This window comes from Streptomyces xanthochromogenes, from assembly GCF_014650455.1.
GTDB classification, from domain to species: Bacteria; Actinomycetota; Actinomycetes; order Streptomycetales; family Streptomycetaceae; genus Streptomyces; species Streptomyces xanthochromogenes.
Genome location: NZ_BMUZ01000006.1, coordinates 429,321 through 445,161, shown reverse-complemented (window position 1 = coordinate 445,161; position 15,841 = coordinate 429,321). Strand labels below are relative to the sequence as shown.

Annotated in this window: 17 protein-coding genes; 7 read left to right on the top strand and 10 right to left on the bottom strand. The window is 72.5% G+C overall.

Features of this window, described 5'->3' with window-relative positions; genetic code table 11:
* Positions 1-43 precede the first annotated feature (43 nt).
* On the bottom strand, positions 44-1,663 hold the full coding sequence (gene aceB, locus IE267_RS18805; protein WP_189764005.1) for a malate synthase A: 1,620 nt from the start codon (positions 1,661-1,663) through the stop codon (positions 44-46).
* Positions 1,664-1,929: 266 nt separating this feature from the next.
* On the bottom strand, positions 1,930-2,562 hold the full coding sequence (locus tag IE267_RS18800; protein ID WP_189764004.1) for a nucleotidyltransferase family protein: 633 nt from the start codon (positions 2,560-2,562) through the stop codon (positions 1,930-1,932).
* Between the two features lie 153 nt (positions 2,563-2,715).
* Between IE267_RS18800 and IE267_RS18795 the strand changes: the two genes are divergently transcribed.
* Complete coding sequence (locus IE267_RS18795; RefSeq protein ID WP_167152610.1) at positions 2,716-3,033, top strand: DUF5955 family protein; 318 nt, start codon at positions 2,716-2,718, stop codon at positions 3,031-3,033.
* A gap of 91 nt (positions 3,034-3,124) precedes the next feature.
* Here the strand turns inward: IE267_RS18795 and yczR are convergent, their stop codons facing one another.
* The gene (gene yczR / locus IE267_RS18790) at positions 3,125-4,612 is read right to left on the bottom strand and encodes a MocR-like transcription factor YczR (RefSeq protein ID WP_189764003.1); all 1,488 of its coding nucleotides are present in this window, start codon (positions 4,610-4,612) and stop codon (positions 3,125-3,127) included.
* 111 nt (positions 4,613-4,723) lie between these two features.
* Between yczR and IE267_RS18785 the strand changes: the two genes are divergently transcribed.
* Positions 4,724-4,915, top strand: coding sequence for a hypothetical protein (locus tag IE267_RS18785; protein WP_189764002.1), 192 nt, complete (start codon positions 4,724-4,726; stop codon positions 4,913-4,915).
* A gap of 237 nt (positions 4,916-5,152) precedes the next feature.
* Here IE267_RS18785 and IE267_RS18780 read toward each other — a convergent pair whose 3' ends face one another.
* The 5 genes from IE267_RS18780 to IE267_RS18760 form a co-directional block, all read right to left on the bottom strand.
* The gene (locus tag IE267_RS18780; protein ID WP_189764001.1) at positions 5,153-5,725 is read right to left on the bottom strand and encodes a hypothetical protein; all 573 of its coding nucleotides are present in this window, start codon (positions 5,723-5,725) and stop codon (positions 5,153-5,155) included.
* A gap of 9 nt (positions 5,726-5,734) precedes the next feature.
* Positions 5,735-6,544 carry a papain-like cysteine protease family protein gene (locus tag IE267_RS18775; protein ID WP_167152606.1) on the bottom strand — a complete coding sequence of 270 codons (810 nt, stop codon included), beginning with the start codon at positions 6,542-6,544 and terminating at the stop codon, positions 5,735-5,737.
* Between the two features lie 9 nt (positions 6,545-6,553).
* The gene (locus tag IE267_RS18770; protein ID WP_189764000.1) at positions 6,554-6,880 is read right to left on the bottom strand and encodes a hypothetical protein; all 327 of its coding nucleotides are present in this window, start codon (positions 6,878-6,880) and stop codon (positions 6,554-6,556) included.
* A 109-nt stretch (positions 6,881-6,989) separates the two neighbouring features.
* Complete coding sequence (locus IE267_RS18765; protein WP_167152604.1) at positions 6,990-7,631, bottom strand: response regulator; 642 nt, start codon at positions 7,629-7,631, stop codon at positions 6,990-6,992.
* Positions 7,628-8,809, bottom strand: a complete 1,182-nt coding sequence (locus IE267_RS18760) for a sensor histidine kinase (protein WP_189763999.1) — start codon at positions 8,807-8,809, stop codon at positions 7,628-7,630. Before IE267_RS18760 ends, IE267_RS18765 begins: the two co-directional genes overlap by 4 nt.
* A 133-nt stretch (positions 8,810-8,942) precedes the next feature.
* Between IE267_RS18760 and IE267_RS18755 the strand changes: the two genes are divergently transcribed.
* Together IE267_RS18755 and IE267_RS18750 are read left to right on the top strand one after the other, a co-directional pair.
* Positions 8,943-9,986, top strand: coding sequence for an ABC transporter permease (locus tag IE267_RS18755; protein ID WP_189763998.1), 1,044 nt, complete (start codon positions 8,943-8,945; stop codon positions 9,984-9,986).
* Positions 9,983-10,789, top strand: a complete 807-nt coding sequence (locus IE267_RS18750) for an ABC transporter ATP-binding protein (protein WP_189763997.1) — start codon at positions 9,983-9,985, stop codon at positions 10,787-10,789. Before IE267_RS18755 ends, IE267_RS18750 begins: the two co-directional genes overlap by 4 nt.
* 97 nt (positions 10,790-10,886) lie before the next feature.
* On the opposite strand, the gene IE267_RS18745 is transcribed toward IE267_RS18750, so the two are convergent.
* Entirely contained in the window at positions 10,887-11,690 is an 804-nt protein-coding gene (locus IE267_RS18745; protein WP_167152600.1) for an IclR family transcriptional regulator, read from the bottom strand.
* Between the two features lie 339 nt (positions 11,691-12,029).
* On the opposite strand from IE267_RS18745, the gene allB reads away from it, so the two are divergent.
* The 3 genes from allB to IE267_RS18730 all read left to right on the top strand — a co-directional run bounded on the left by allB (position 12,030) and on the right by IE267_RS18730 (position 15,423).
* On the top strand, positions 12,030-13,367 hold the full coding sequence (gene allB / locus IE267_RS18740) for an allantoinase AllB (protein WP_189763996.1): 1,338 nt from the start codon (positions 12,030-12,032) through the stop codon (positions 13,365-13,367).
* 4 nt (positions 13,368-13,371) lie between these two features.
* Positions 13,372-14,487, top strand: coding sequence for an allantoicase (alc, locus tag IE267_RS18735; protein WP_189763995.1), 1,116 nt, complete (start codon positions 13,372-13,374; stop codon positions 14,485-14,487).
* Between the two features lie 309 nt (positions 14,488-14,796).
* Positions 14,797-15,423, top strand: a complete 627-nt coding sequence (locus IE267_RS18730; protein WP_189763994.1) for a dihydrofolate reductase family protein — start codon at positions 14,797-14,799, stop codon at positions 15,421-15,423.
* 109 nt (positions 15,424-15,532) lie between these two features.
* Here the strand turns inward: IE267_RS18730 and IE267_RS18725 are convergent, their stop codons facing one another.
* Positions 15,533-15,739 (bottom strand): hypothetical protein, encoded by a 207-nt coding sequence (locus IE267_RS18725; protein ID WP_189763993.1) that lies wholly within the window; start codon positions 15,737-15,739, stop codon positions 15,533-15,535.
* Between the last annotated feature and the right edge of the window lie 102 nt (positions 15,740-15,841).

Genomic DNA, 15,841 nt, shown 5'->3' with positions numbered 1-15,841 from the left:
CTGTGCGGTACCGGGGGCGGAGCCGAAGGCGTAACTCGTGGGGTCAGCCCACCAGTTGGTCGTACGCCGGGAGGGTCAGGAAGTCGGCGTAGTCGGCGTCGAGGGAGACCTTCAGGAGGAGGTCGTGGGCCTGCTGCCACTTGCCGGCCGCGAAGGCCTCCTCGCCGATCTCCGCGCGGATCGCGGCGAGTTCCTCGGCCGCGACCTTGCGGGCGAGGTCGGCCGTGGCCTTCTCGCCGTTCTCGAAGACCACACCCGCGTTGATCCACTGCCAGATCTGCGAGCGCGAGATCTCGGCGGTGGCCGCGTCCTCCATGAGGTTGAAGATGGCGACCGCGCCGAGGCCGCGCAGCCACGCCTCGATGTAGCGGGTGCCGACCTGCACGGCGGAGACCAGGCCGTCGTACGTGGGCTTGGCGTCGAGGGAGTCGATGGCGATCAGGTCGCCGGGCGCCACCGAGACGTCCTCGCGCAGCCGGTCCTTCTGGTTCGGCTTGTCGCCGAGCACCGCGTCGAAGGAGGCCATCGCGATCGGGACCAGGTCGGGGTGGGCCACCCACGAGCCGTCGAAGCCGTCGCCCGCCTCGCGGTCCTTGTCCGCCTTGACCTTCTCGAAGGCGACCTTGTTCACCGCGGCGTCACGGCGCGAGGGGATGAACGCGGCCATGCCGCCGATCGCGTGGGCGCCGCGCTTGTGGCAGGTGCGCACCAGGAGTTCGGTGTAGGCGCGCATGAAGGGGGCCGTCATCGTGACCGCGTTGCGGTCCGGCAGGACGAACTTGGCGCCGCCGTCGCGGAAGTTCTTCACGATGGAGAAGAGGTAGTCCCAGCGGCCCGCGTTCAGGCCGGCCGCGTGGTCCTTCAGCTCGAAGAGGATCTCTTCCATCTCGTACGCGGCCGTGATCGTCTCGATCAGGACGGTGGCGCGCACGGTCCCCTGCGGGATGCCGACGTAGTCCTGCGCGAAGACGAAGATGTCGTTCCACAGGCGCGCCTCAAGGTACGACTCCGTCTTCGGGAGGTAGAAGTACGGGCCCTTGCCGAGGTCGATCAGGCGCTGCGCGTTGTGGAAGAAGTACAGACCGAAGTCGACGAGCGCGCCCGGGACCGGGCGGCCGTCGAACTGGAGGTGGCGCTCCTCCAGGTGCCAGCCGCGCGGCCGCATCACGACGGTCGCGAGCTGGTCGGCGTCCTTCAGTGCGTACGACTTGCCCGACCTGGGGTCGGTGAAGTCGATGCGGCGCTCGTAGGCGTCGATCAGGTTGAGCTGGCCAAGGACGACGTTCTCCCAGGTGGGAGCCGAGGCGTCCTCGAAGTCGGCGAGCCAGACCTTCGCGCCCGAGTTCAGGGCGTTGATGGTCATCTTGCGGTCGGTCGGACCGGTGATCTCCACACGGCGGTCGTTCAGCGCGGCCGGGGCCGGCGCGACCTTCCAGTTTCCCGCGCGGATCTCGGCGGTCTCGGGGCGGAAGTCCAGCGTGGAGGTGCGGGCGATCTCGGCGCGGCGGTCCTGGCGGCGGGTGAGGAGCTCGTCACGGCGCGCCGTGAAGTTCCGGTGCAGCTCCGCCACGAAGGCGAGGGCCGCGTCGGTGAGTACCTCGTCCTGCCGGGGCAGGGGCTCGGCATCGACGATGGCCAGCGGAGACGGCGCTGGTGCGGACATGAGCTGTCACTCCTTCGCGGGGCGGTGCCCTGACGGCCGCCGGGTCGCCAAGCATGGCACTCAGTGCCAGGGCTCCGAGGTACGACTGTGGGCGCCGGTTGATCTGACGGGCGCTTCTGAACAGTGGATACTAGTTTCCTCATGGTGGAAGTTCAATGGTTTGTTGATGTCGAGATTCTCCGGGTCGAGGGACCATGGCGCTGGGTGCCACCCCGTTCACTCCGTGTTTTCGGCGGCTGCCCGGTGTTCTCGCGTCCATTCCAGGTCTACTGGAGCCGGCGCAGATCCGCCTCCGTGTCGATGTCGTACGGCTCGGCCACGTCCCCGCATTCGACGAGCGCGATCTCCGTCTCGTGGGCCTTCAGATAGGCCCGGGCGCCCCGGTCGCCGGTCGCGCTCGCCGCGATGTCCGCCCAGCGCTCCGCGCCGAAGAGCACCGGATGGCCCCGCTTTCCGTCGTACGAGGCCGCCGCCAGGGAATCGCCCGAACGGTGGGCGGCGAGCACCCGGGCCACCGCCTCGGCGCCGATGCCGGGCTGATCGACGAGCGAGACCAGCGCGGCCCGCGCCCCGCCGTCCCGGCCGCCCTCCGTCGCCGCCTTGCCCAGCGCCTCCAGCCCTGCCCGCAGCGAGGAGCCCATGCCCTCGGACCAGTCCGGGTTGTCGATCAGCACGCAGCCCGCCAGGTCCGCGCGGGCCCGCACCTCCTCGGCGGCGGCGCCCAGCACCACGTACACCGTGCCGCAGCCGCCCTCGCGCAGGACCCGGACCGCGTTCTCCAAGAGCGGGCGGCCGCGGTGCGGGAGCAGGGCCTTCGGGCGGCCGCCGAGGCGCCGGCCGCCGCCCGCGGCCAGCAGCAGTCCGGTGGCCCGTGCCGCATTTGTCGTCGGTTGCGTCATGGCCCCAGATATACCCCGGGCTTCCTGCGAATTCCGTCCCCGGAGTGGCGCACGACACACCGTATGGCGTTAACTTGCCCGCGAATCCCGGCAGTTGACCTTCACTGCACGGTTTCAGAACACCTGCACGAGGACGTGCGTGGGGGAGGACTCTTGTTGCGAGGCGTGGGGCAGAGGGCCGTGACCGGCAGTGGTGAGGACCCCAGAGTGAGTGAGCTGCGAGCGGCCGTGTCGCGGCTGCGCCGCGAGCTGGCCGGTCATCCGGCGGAGTTTCCCGACCGGGCCGTCGCCGAGGACGAGCTGGCGGCGCTGGCCGCGATGGCCGTCAGCGGCGTACCCGAGGTGCCGCGGCTGCGTCGCTCGCTGCTGCTGATCGCGGGCTCGATCGGCTCGGTCAGCGCCCTGGCGGCCGCGGTGACGGACGTACGGAAGGCGGTCGAGCTGTTCGGCGGGCCGCCGGGCCGCCGCTGAACGGCGGGGCGGTCAACTGCTCGTGGGGCAGCCATAGGTGAGGCACCGTCACATCAAGTAACGCCTGAACGCCCTTCGGTAGCACACAAGTTCATGCCACCCAATGCGGGCGGTTCTGGCCGCCCGTGACGGCGGGCAGGCCGGCATCCAGGGTCGCGGCGAGGCGGCGGACCGCCTCCTCCGAACGTTGGGGCTCGTGTACGAACGGGAGCCGCAGGCGGTGTTCGTGGGTGCCGGCGTCCGCGGCGAAACGGGATCCCGGTTGCAGGTTCACCCCGTGGGCGAGCGCCGCCTGGGCCAGCGCGCCCGCGATCGGGCGGCCGAGGTCGACCCACAGGCTGAGCCCGCCGACCGGCGTCCGCCAGCGCCACTCGGGCAGATGGCGGCCCAGCGAGTCGGCGAGCGCATCGCGCCGCTCGCGCAGGAGCGGAAGGCGGGTGCGCAGCACGTCGTCCATGCCGGGGAGCAGCGTCTTGGCGAGGACCTGGTCGACGAGTGAGGGCGCCAGGTCCACGTGGATGCGCAGGGCGGCGAGCTCGTTGACGAGCCGGGAGCCCGCCCGGACCCAGCCGATCCGCAGCCCGCCCCAGTGGGTCTTGCTGAGCGAGCCCACCGTGACGATCTGTTCGGCCTCGCCCTGGTGGGCCAGGGACACGAAGGGCGCCGGGGCCGGTCCCTCCAGTGACATCTCGGCCATGGTCTCGTCGATGAGCAGCCAGGTGCCGGTGGCCCGGGCCGCGCGCAGGAGCCGTGTGCGCTGCTCGGTGCCCATCAGGGCGCCGGTGGGGTTCTGGAAGTCGGGGATGAGGTAGGCGAGGCGGGGTGCGGTCTGGCGCAGGGTGCACTCCAGGAGGTCGATGTCCCAGCCGTCCTCGGTCACCGGCACCGGTGTGATCCGCAGCCCGGCGTGCCGTACCGCGTCCAGGGCGTTGGGGTAGGACGGGCTCTCGACGACGGCCCGGTCGCCGGGGCGGCCCAGGAGGTTCACCACCAGGGACACCGCGGACTGGGCGCCGGTGGTGATCAGGATCTGCTCGGGCAGGGTGGGCAGACCGCGACGCGTGTAGCGCTCGGCCACGGCGGCCCGCAGCTCGGGCAGGCCCAGCGGGTGGTAGCCGTTGGTGGCGGCGTGGCAGGCCAGTTCGGGCCCGGCCAGCTCGAACGCGGCCGCCAGTTCCGCGGCCGGGGCGCTCGGCGCGGCCATCGCCAGGTCGATGACCCCGTCCGGCGCCTGGTAGCGGGCCACATTGGCCGGGGCCGCGCCTTCGGGAAGCCCCGTCCAGGTGCCCGCGCCGCGCCGGCTCAGCGCATAGCCGCCCTCCCGGAGCAGGTCGTAGGCGGCGGTGATGGTGGCCCGGCTGACCTCAAGGGCGGTGGCCAGCTCGCGCTCGGCGGGCAGCCGCGTGTGCAGCGGGATGCGGCCGTCGAGCAGCAGGGTGCGCACGCCCTGGGCGAGCGCCCGGTAGCCGGGGTGGGGGCCCGTCAGGGCGGTGATCTGCCCGGCGAGCTGTCGGCTGCCGAGCGTCCGCGCGGTACCGCTCACGGTGTCCACGGACCGGACCACCCGCATCTCTGCCATACCAACCTCCGCGAATTGGCCCTGCCGTCCAGGCCAATCAGCGTACAGACTCGGTGTTGGAAGCGCATTGGCATGGCGCAGTGGCCCGGTGGCCCAGAGAGGTGGGTAGTCATGGGACTCGACGTGGTGGCCGGCGATGTGGTGGTCACGGACCGGTTCGAGCGGGAGATGCAGCGGCGGTGCGAGGAGCGGCCGCGGGGGATTTCGCTCTCCTGGGTACGGGGGGTCGGGGCCTGGCTGGCCCGCCGCACGCCGGGGCTCCGCCCCGGGCCCCGGTTCGACCCCACCCCGCCCCTTCCCTGAACCCGCCGGGGGAGAGGTGGGTGGCTGCGGAACTGCGGGCGTCGAGCCGTGGGTGGTTGCTCGCGCAGTTCCCCGCGCCCCTGTAGGTGACCCGACGTCCCTTGGGGCGCGCCCGCGCGGCGGAGCCGCACAGGTCGCAGCCCCGCACCCCCAAGGGCCTCGGTGCCGGCCCGCGCAGGCATCTTCGGCCCCGGGGGCTGGGCCGTACCAGGGACGGCCCCATCTGCTCGGGCGCCGCTAGCCGCCGCCCCGGTCGTCGTCGGCCGTCAGGGCCGGTGGCGTGAACTCGGCCACCAGGGACAGGAGTTGGGCCGCCGGATAGGGGCGCCCCGCCTCGATGCCCGAGGGCGCCGGCGCCGCCGGGACGAGGGTGTCGGCGGAGTCGGCGTGCAGCCACACCGCAATCAGGTGCACGGCCGGAACGTGCAGCAGCCGCACCTCGGCGTCCCCGGGCCGCTCGCCCCCGGCGTCGCCCGCGGCCGCGAGCGCCGCCGCCGTACCGGCCACGAACGGGCCGTAGTTGAGCTGGCCGAAGACATGGGCGCCGGACGCGTCCCGTACCGTCTCGGCGAGCGCCACCGGTTCGTCGCCGTGCCGGACCAGATAGCGCCAGGAGACCGGCCGGGCGTCGGTCAGCGCACCCGTGGAGGCGACCGTGTACATCTGCACCGGGTCCACGAGGCGCAGGTCCTCGGGGGCGGCCGGGAGCAGGGTCGCCGTACGCACCCGGCCCAGGCCCGCGAGGAGTTGGAGACCGGCCTCGGCCGCCTCGCGGGACTCGTCCGGGGGCTGTGGTGACTGGAGTGTCATGATCGGTCCTCACGCCCTCGTGTAGTAGCTGTGCGTCCAGGTTCCGCTGCCCTGGTAGCTGGTGGCGAGGGTGTTGTACACCTGGTCCGACTTGCCGTAGATCGGGTCGTCCACGGCGACGATCGCCTGGTCGGCCGGGGCGTCGACGCCGATGGCGGTGCAGAAGTGCCCGCCCCCGGCCGCCCAGCCGATCCGGATGCACAGCGGCCGCCCCGCCTTGACCTCGCTCTCCACCTCCGCGAAGTCGACCCGGTTGCCCACCATCCGGTTCAGATGGCCGACGATGCGCAGCGGGTTGTCCAGCGGCTGCTGGCTGTTGCAGGCCGTGCCGGACGCGCCGGCCGGAGTGCAGCAATTGGTCTGACCGGTCTGGGAGTTGGCGACGGTGCACTGCGTCCAGGTGCTCGCCGCGTTGTAGTAGAGCGCGATGCTGGTCGCGACCGCCGCCCAGCACCAGTTGCTCTGGGTCTGCGCCTGCATGTTGAAGGCGAGCCGCTGGTAGTCCCAGAGCCGGTAGTCCGGTTTGCCGTCCAGGACCGTGATGTCGGTGACGATGTTCAGGGGCGCGCCCCAGTCGACGTTCACGACGAAGGTGACGCCGTGGTTGGGGTCGTACGGCGGCGAGTGCGGACTGATGTTGCCGACGCGGACGTTGGCGTCGCCCACGAAGCGCGGGCTGTGCTTGACGTCGGCCGCGTTCACCGAGTACTCGGACACGGTGACCCAGACCGTCGAGTCGTGGTCGATCTCGTTCCAGTTGAAGTTCAGCACGGTACGGCCGCTCAGGCCGTGCCAGTACTGGCGCACGGTGCGTGGCATCGGGCCCCCTCAGCCGTTCTGGTACTCGATGTCGACCGGTGGCCCGTCCAGGACCGTGATGTCGGTGACGATGTGCAGGGGCGCGCCCCAGTCGACGTTGACGACGAAGGTGACGCCGTGGTTGGGGTCGTAGGGCGGCGCGTGCGGGCTGATGTTCTCGACGGTGATGGTCGCGGCGCCGACGAAGCGCGGGCTGTGGCGCGGGTCGTTGCCGTTCACGCTGTATTCGGACGCCGTCACCACGACGGTCGAATCGTGGTTGATGGCGGCCCAGTTGAAGTTGAGCCTGCACCGCCCTTGAAGGTTCCACCAGTACTGGCGGCAGGTCTGGGGCATGAGGGCCTCCACAGTGTCCGGTTCATGCCTGGGACATGCCAGCAGCATGACGGACTCCGGGCCCTCTCGGCCCGCCTTTGCGAGCGGGGATCGGGTGCGCCGGGAGCATTCAGCCCGGCTGGCGGATCAGACGGCGCGCGCTCGCGGCGGCGACCGCCGAAGTGCGCGAATCCACCCCCAACTTGGCGTAGATGTGCACCAGATGGGACTTGACAGTCGCCTGGCTCAAAAACAGCTGCTTGCTGATCTGCTGGTTGGAGAGTCCGTCGCCGACGAGCTGGAGCACTTCGAGCTCGCGCCGGGTCAGCGCCTCCGCGGGCGTCCGCATCCGGTCCATGAGCCGGTGCGCCACGGCCGGGGCGAGCGCCGACTGGCCCGAGGCCGCGGTGCGGACCGCCGCCGCCAGCTCCTCGGGCGGGGCGTCCTTGAGCAGATAGCCCGACGCGCCCGCCTCCACCGCCGCCAGGATGTCCGCGTCCGTGTCGTACGTGGTGAGGACCAGGACGCGCGGGGCGCCGGGCCGGGCCGTGATCGCGGCGGTCGCCTCGGCGCCGTGCATCCCCGCACCGAACTGGAGGTCCATCAGGACCACGTCGAAGGCGTCGGAGGAGGCCAGCTCCACCGCGCGCTCGGCGGTGGCGGCCTCCCCGGTCACCGCGAAGTCCGGCTCGGTGTCGAGGACCGCACGCAGCCCGGCCCGCACGATGGGGTGGTCGTCGGCGAGCAGCAGCCGGATCGGCGCCGCGCTCATCGGACGCCCGCCACGGGCAGCGGCAGCGTGATCGCGACGGCCGTGCCCTGGCCAGGCGCGGACTCCACGCTCAGCGTGCCGCCGAGCGACTGGGCGCGCGAGCGCATCGCGGGCAGGCCGAAGCCGCTGGTCTCCCTCGGCCGCCGCCGCACCGGGTCGAAGCCGCACCCGTCGTCGACGACGTCCAGGGCGACCGAGGTGTCCATGAAGCTGAGGGTGATCTCGGCCCGGCCGGCCGCCGCGTGCTGCACGGTGTTGGCGAGCGCCGACTGCGCGACGCGCAGCAGCGCCACCTCGTACGGCGTCGGCAGCTCGACCGGGGTGCCGCTCACGCCGAACTGCACGGCGGGACCCGGCGCCGCCGCGCACAGCCGCTCCAGGGCGCCGGACAGCGAGCCCTGCTCCAGGTCCGGCGGGGTCAGCGCCTTCACGAAGCGCCGGGCCTCGGCCAGGTTGTCCTGGGCCGCGCGGCGGGCCTGCTCGACGTGCTCGCGGGCCGGGACACCGGCGGGCAGCGCGCGCTCGGCGGCGCGAAGCAGCAACTGGATCGAGGACAGGCCTTGGGCGAGCGTGTCGTGGATCTCGCGGGCCAGGCGCTCGCGCTCGGCCAGGGTGCCCGCCGTGCGCTCGGCCTCCGCGAGTTCGGCCCGGGTCGCCACCAGCTCGTCGATGAGCTCGCGGCGCCGCTCGCTCTCCCGGTACAGCGCGTCGTAGCCGAGCACGGTCGCCACGGCGACCGCGGCCCCGAGCAGCGGGCCGATGAAGGCGCCCGGGGTGATCTGCTGCCCGTGCAGCAGGAAGCTCGCGATGGCCGCGCCCGCCGTGACCAGGACCGCGGGCAGGGCCCAGCGCAGCGTCAGCAGGTGGAGCAGCAGGAAGTAGAGCGGGAAGGCCGCCCACAGCGCGTCGGGGGAGACCACGAGCAGTGCGAGCCACGCAGCGCCGAGCGCCCCGAGCCACACCGCCGCCGCCGCGGTACGCGGCCGCACCGAGGGAAGCGCCACCCCCGCCGCGTACACCGCGGCCATGGCGACGACCGCGCCGATGACGGCCCCCGCGTGCGGCGCGCGGTCGCCGACGGCCCGCACCGCGGCCAGCGCGAGCAGCCCGCAGAGCAGGGCGTGCAGACACAGGCGCAGCAGGTACGCGACGGGGGTGTGGGGGCGTGCGGAATCCATAGGACATCCAGCGTACGGGGGAGGCGGGCGGGCCCGGTCAACCGAAAGTTTGATGTGCGGATGCATCTTTCGATACCGGGGAGCATGCTCCGGCGCGATGTGGCGAAGGGCCCCGGCGACCAGGCTTGAGCCCATGTTCGTCGCATGGAGAGACCTCCGGTTCGCCAAGGGCCGGTTCGCGCTGATGGGTACGGTGGTGGTGCTCATCACCCTGCTGGTGGGGCTGCTTTCCGGGCTCACCGCCGGGCTTGCCCGGGACAACACCTCGGCCGTCAGCGCCCTGCCAGCCGACCGGCTGGCCTTCGCCGCGCCGCCCTCGGGGCAGTCCGCTTCCTTCACCAACTCCGTTGTGCCAAGCGGGACTTGGCACCAGTGGCGGCAGGCTCCGGGGGTGCGCGAGGCCCAGCCGCTCGGCATCTCCACGCTGAACGCCGAGGCGGGCGGGCGCACCGCCGCGGTGTCCTCCTTCGCGGTCCCGCCCGGCTCGGAGCTGGCCCCGGCCGCGGTCACCGCCACCACCGTCGTGCTGTCCCGGGGTGCGGCCGACGACCTCGGCGCCGGGGCGGGCGACACCGTGACGCTCGGCGGCCGCCCGCTGACGGTGTCGGCGGTGGCGGGGACGGACTCCTACAGCCACACCCCGGTCGTGTGGACCGCGCTCGCCGAGGACGCGCCCGCCACCGTCGTCGCGCTCACCCTCGCCGGCGGCGCGGACCCGGCCGCCCTCGACCAGCGGTTCGGCACCCGGAGCCTGACGCTCTCCGACGCCCTCGCGGCGCTGCCCTCCTACCAGGCCGAGAACGGCTCGCTCCAGCTGATGCGGGGCTTCCTGTTCGTGATCTCGGCGCTGGTCGTCGGCGCGTTCTTCACGGTGTGGACGATTCAGCGCAGCGGTGACATCGCGGTGCTGAAGGCGCTCGGCGCCTCGACGCCCTACCTCCTCAAGGACGCGCTCGGCCAGGCGGTCGTGATGCTGACGACCGGCACCCTCCTCGGCACCGGGCTGGCAGCCCTCGCCGGAGCGCTGGTCGGCGGCGCGGTGCCCTTCGTGCTCGACCCGGCCACCACGCTCGGGCCCGCCGCGGTCCTGATCGTCCTCGGCGTGATCGGCGCCGCCCTGTCCATCCGGCGCATCACCGCCGTCGACCCGCTGACCGCGCTCGGGAGTGCCCGATGACCCCTCGTACGAACCCGATCCCGACCCCGGGGCCGATCCCGGACCCGGCCCGCCCCGAGGGCCCGGCCAAGGCCTCGAACCACGAACCGGCGCCGGAGCGGGCCGGAGCCTCGGACCCGGCCCTGCTCCTCGACGACGTCACCCTGACCTATCCCGACGGCGAGGGCCGCCTCACCGCCCTGGACGCGGTGTCCCTCGGGGTCGACGCCGGGACCGTGACGGCGTGCGTCGGGCCGTCCGGCTCCGGCAAGTCCAGCCTGCTCGCGGTCGCCGCGACCCTGGTGACCCCGGACGCCGGACGCGTCGTGGTGGCCGGGACCGACACCGCCGGACTCGGCCCGGCCCAGAAGGCCAGGCTGCGCCGAGACTCCATCGGCATCGTCTTCCAGCAGCCCAACCTGCTGCCCGCGCTCACGGCCGCCGAACAGCTCCAGGTGATGGCCCACCTGGCCGGCCGGAAGCCGCGCGAGGCGCGGGAGCGCGCCCTGGAACTGCTGGCCGCCGTCGGCCTCGCCGACCAGGCCGGCCGCCGCCCGCACCAGCTTTCGGGCGGTCAGCGCCAGCGGATCAACATCGCCCGCGCCCTGATGAACGAACCCGTGGTGCTCCTCGTCGACGAGCCCACCAGCGCCCTGGACCACGAGCGGGGCGCCGCCGTGCTCGACCTCCTGCTCACCCTCACCCGCGAGCGCGGCACCGCCACCGTCCTGGTCACCCACGACCGCGCGCACCTGGAGCGGATGGACGCGGTGGTGACGATGGCCGACGGGCGCCTGAGCGCGGCGCACGCGGTCGTGAGCTGACAGCGGCCGGGCTGGGGCCGGTGCCCGGGCCCGGACGCGCGGAACCCCGGCGGTGTGCCACCGCCGGGGTTCCGCGCGTCCGGACCGAGGGACCGGCTCAGGCCTGGGCGGCCGTGTTGGCCAGCGCCGTCGAGAGTTCCTGGGCGATGCCCTGGAGGATCGGGACGATCCGGTCGGTGGCCGACTCGGTGACCCGGCCGGCCGGTCCGGAGATCGAAATGGCCGCGGCGGTGGGGGAGTTGGGCACCGACACCGCGAGGCAGCGCACTCCTATTTCCTGCTCGTTGTCGTCGACCGCGTACCCGGCGCGCCGCACCTGCTCCAGGGCGTCGAGGAAACCGTCCGCCGTGGTGATCGTCTTCTCCGTCGCGGCCGGCATGCCGGTACGGGCGAGGAGCGCGCGCACCTCCTCCGGCGGGGTGTGCGCGAGCAGCGCCTTGCCCACGCCCGTGGAGTGCGGAAGCACGCGCCGGCCGACCTCGGTGAACATCCGCATGGAGTGCTTGGACGGCACCTGCGCCACGTACACGATCTCGTCGCCGTCGAGCAGTGCCATGTTCGCCGTCTCGCCGGTCTCCTCGACGAGGCGGGTCAGATACGGCCGCGCCCAGGTGCCGAGGAGCCGGGACGCCGATTCGCCGAGCCGGATCAGGCGCGGGCCGAGCGCATAGCGCCGGTTCGCCTGCTGGCGCACGTAACCGCAGGCCACGAGCGTGCGCATCAGCCGGTGAATGGTCGGAAGGGGAAGGCCGCTGCTCGCGGAGAGCTCGCTGAGCCCGACCTCGCCCCCGGCGTCGGCCATCCGCTCGAGGAGATCGAAGGCGCGCTCAAGAGACTGGACTCCTCCGCTGGCGGCGGAGGGCTTGGAGGCGTCGGTGGTGCTGGCGCTTGACGTCGGCACGGCGCGTTCCTTTCGGTACTGGCAGGCGAAGGAGCAGCCTATCGGGCGGTTGTCCGTCCTACCCTGGACAGGTCAGGTGTCCCTGCCGGTCAGAGGCGGTTTGTCCGTTCGTCGGCAGCGCCCCGTGGTGATAACTACATTCTGCTTGGCGAAATTCTAATTCCATTCTGTGGAAACCTCCAAGACTCGCGTCCGTGTCGGCCGTCACGCCTCGGCCACCCTTGACGGCTTCGTCCGGCAGCGCGCAAACTCCTTCAACAGATCGTTGAATTCCGGTGTACGGAAAAGTTCCGGAGCACGGAAAGATTCCGCTGGGAAGTCTGGGAAGTGAGGGCTCGGGTGTCCGACGTCAACCTGGTACTGCGCTCGACGCGCGTCATCACCCCCGAGGGGACGCGTCCGGCGACGGTCGCCGTCGCCGACGGGAAGATCGCGGACGTACTGCCGTACGAGGCCGAGGTCCCGGCCGGCGCGCGCCTGGAGGACTTCGGTGACGACGTGCTGCTGCCCGGCATCGTCGACACCCACGTCCATGTGAACGACCCGGGCCGCACCGAGTGGGAGGGCTTCTGGACGGCCACCCGCGCGGCGGCCGCCGGGGGCATCACCACCATCGTCGACATGCCGCTCAACTCGCTGCCGCCGACCACCACGGTCGAGAACCTGCGGGTCAAGCAGGAGGTCGCGGCGAGCAAGGCGCACATCGACACCGGCTTCTGGGGCGGCGCGCTGCCCGACAACGTCAAGGACCTGAAGCCGCTGCACGAGGCCGGGGTCTTCGGCTTCAAGGCGTTCCTGTCGCCGTCCGGCGTCGAGGAGTTCCCCGAGCTGAACCAGGAGCAGCTCGCGCAGTCGCTCGCCGAGATCGCCGGGTTCGACGGCCTGATGATCATCCACGCCGAGGACCCGCACGAGCTGGATGCCGCCCCGCACCTGACCGGACCCAAGTACGCCGACTACCTGGCGTCCCGGCCGCGCGTCTCGGAGAACACCGCGATCGAGGGCCTGATCGCCGCGGCCAAGCGGATCGGCGCCCGGGTGCACGTGCTGCACCTGTCGTCGTCCGACGCGCTGCCGCTGATCGCCGCCGCCAAGCGCGAGGGCGTCCGGCTCACGGTCGAGACCTGCCCGCACTACCTCACCCTGACCGCCGAGGAAGTCCCGGACGGGGCAAGTGAGTTCAAGTGCTGCCCGCCGATCCGCGAGGACGCCAACCGCGACCTGCTGTGGGACGCGCTGGCCGACGGCACCATCGACTGCATCGTCACCGACCACTCGCCGTCCACCGCCGACCTGAAGACCGACGACTTCGCCACGGCCTGGGGCGGCATCTCGGGCCTCCAGCTCAGCCTCCCCGCGATCTGGACCGAGGCCCGCAAGCGCGGGTACGGCCTGGAGGACGTGGTCCGCTGGATGTCGAGCGCGACCGCGAACCTCGTCGGGCTGACCCAGAAGGGCGCCATCGAGGCCGGGCGAGACGCCGACTTCGCGGTGCTCGCCCCGGACGAGACCTTCACCGTGGACCCGGCCGAACTCCAGCACCGCAACCGCGTCACCGCCTACGCGGGCAAGACACTGCACGGCGTCGTCAAGTCGACGTGGCTGCGCGGTGAGCGCATCCAGCACCACGGCGTCATCGCCGAGCCCACCGGCCGCCTGCTCGAAAGGAACAACTGACACCGTGAGCACCCTTCCCTCCTTCACCGGTGACGCCAGCCCCTACGGCGGCGGCGACCCGTACGCGGACTACCGCAGCGCGGACTTCTCCTTCACCCAGTACGTCGACCTCGCCGACCGGCGCCTCGGCGCGGGCGTGATCGCCGCGAACGACGAGTTCTTCGCCGAGCGCGAGAACCTGCTCAAGCCCGAGGCCGCCGAGTTCGACCCGGAGCACTTCGGGCACAAGGGCAAGATCATGGACGGCTGGGAGACCCGGCGCCGCCGCGGCGTCTCGGCCAGCCGGCCGCACCCCACCGACGAGGACCACGACTGGGCGCTGATCCGCCTGGGCGCGCCCGGCGTGGTGCGCGGCATCGTCGTCGACACCGCCCACTTCCGCGGCAACTACCCGCAGGCCGTCTCCGTCGAGGCCGCCTCCGTGCCCGGCTCCCCGTCGCCCGAGGAGCTGCTCGCCCCGGACGTGAAGTGGACAACGCTCGTACCCCGTACGGCAGTTGGCGGCCACGCGGCCAACGGCTTCGCGGTGGACGTGGAGCAGCGCTTCACCCACCTGCGGCTCAACCAGCACCCCGACGGCGGTGTGGCCCGGCTGCGCGTCTACGGCGAGGTCGCGCCCGACCCGCGCTGGGTGGCCGCGCTCGGCACGCTCGACCTCGCGGCGCTGGAGAACGGCGGCCAGGTCGAGGACGCGTCCGACCGCTTCTACTCGCCCGCCACGAACACCATCCAGCCGGGCCGCTCCCGCAAGATGGATGACGGCTGGGAGACCCGGCGCCGCCGGGACAAGGGCAACGACTGGATCCGCTACCGGCTCGCGGCCCAGTCCGAGGTGCGCGCGGTCGAGATCGACACGGCGTACCTGAAGGGCAACTCGGCGGGCTGGGCGGCGCTCTCCATCCGCGACGGGGAGTCGGGGGAGTGGGTGGAGGTGCTGCCCCGTACGCGGCTGCAGCCCGACACGAACCACCGCTTCCTGCTGGACGCGCCGGCCGTCGGCACGCACGTCCGGATCGACATCTTCCCCGACGGCGGCATCTCCCGCCTGCGCCTCTTCGGCTCGCTGACGCCCGAAGGCGCGTCCCGTCTGATCGCCCGCCACCAGGAACTGGGCGGCTGATCCCCGGAATCGGGGGCCCGGCCCCCGATTCCCCCTGAACCGGGGGCGGTTGCCTCCCGGTTCCCCCTGAGCAGGGCGGCACGACACCCGCCCGCCGACGCGAGGCACCCCGACCCGACAGCACCGGGGTGTCTCGCGTCGTTTGTCCTCCCCTGCCCGGGGCTGAGCCCCAGGGAGGTCGGTCCGCGCAGCCTCCGTCGGCCGACGGCTCCGCGTCGGTCACCTGGGACGCCTCCGGCAGCCGGGAACCCGGGCCCGGGACCGGCGCGGCACGACCGCGCGCGGGCGGCACTGCGGAAGGCTCGGGCCATGCAGCTCACCTTCACCACCTTCATCACCCTCGACGGCGTGGTCCAGGCTCCCGGCGGCCCCGAGGAGGACCCCGGCGGCGGCTTCCCGCACGGGGGCTGGCAGGTTCCGTTCGACGACGAGGAGGCGGGCCGGTACGTCACCGAGTGGTTCGCCGGCGCCGACGCCTTCCTGCTCGGGCGGCGCACCTACGACATCTTCGCGGCGTACTGGCCCCGCGTCACCGACCCGGACCATCCGGTCGCGGCCCCCCTCAACGGGCTCCCCAAGTACGTCGTCTCCCACACCCTCAAGAACCCCGAGTGGCAGCACACCACCGTCATCGGGGGCGCCGACGCCGACATCGTCGCGGAGATCCAGGTGCTCAAGGAGCGGCCGGGCGGGGAGCTCCAGGTCCACGGCAGCGGCACCCTCGGCCGGTTCCTGATGGCGCACGGCCTCATCGACGAGTACCGCCTGTGGACCTACCCGGTCGTGCTCGGCGAGGGCCGCCGCCTGTTCGCCGAAGGCGTCGCCCCGACCTCGTTCGCGCTCGCCGACACCCGCACCACCTCCAGCGGCGTCTGTGTCAACAGCTACCGGCCCACCGGCCGTCCCCAGTACGGGAGTTACGACCTCGACGGGTGAGTCCGCCCCGGGAACGGACGGCCCTTCCCGGGCCGATCGCGTACCGGTACGGCGACCGTTCCCGTGCACCGGCCGGGGACGCCGGGCCGCACACGGATCACGCGGCAGGCTACCTCTGTCCCACCCGCTCCGACGCGATGAGCACCGCCACGCCCGCCACCGCCAGCACGATGCTCGCGAACACCTCGTGGCCCTGCAGCGCGTCGGGGCGGTGCACCACCGTCCACAGACCGAACCACCCGGTCCACTCGTGCACCAGTCCGCCGATGCCCTGGACCAGGAGCAGGAATCCGGCGGTCTCCAGGAATTTCCTCATGCCCCGAGCCTGCACGGACCGCCCGCCACGGCGCGTCGGCCGTCGGCACACCGCGTCCGCGTCCAAAGTCTCGGGCCCCGCGACTTTGGTAGCGACCCGCCC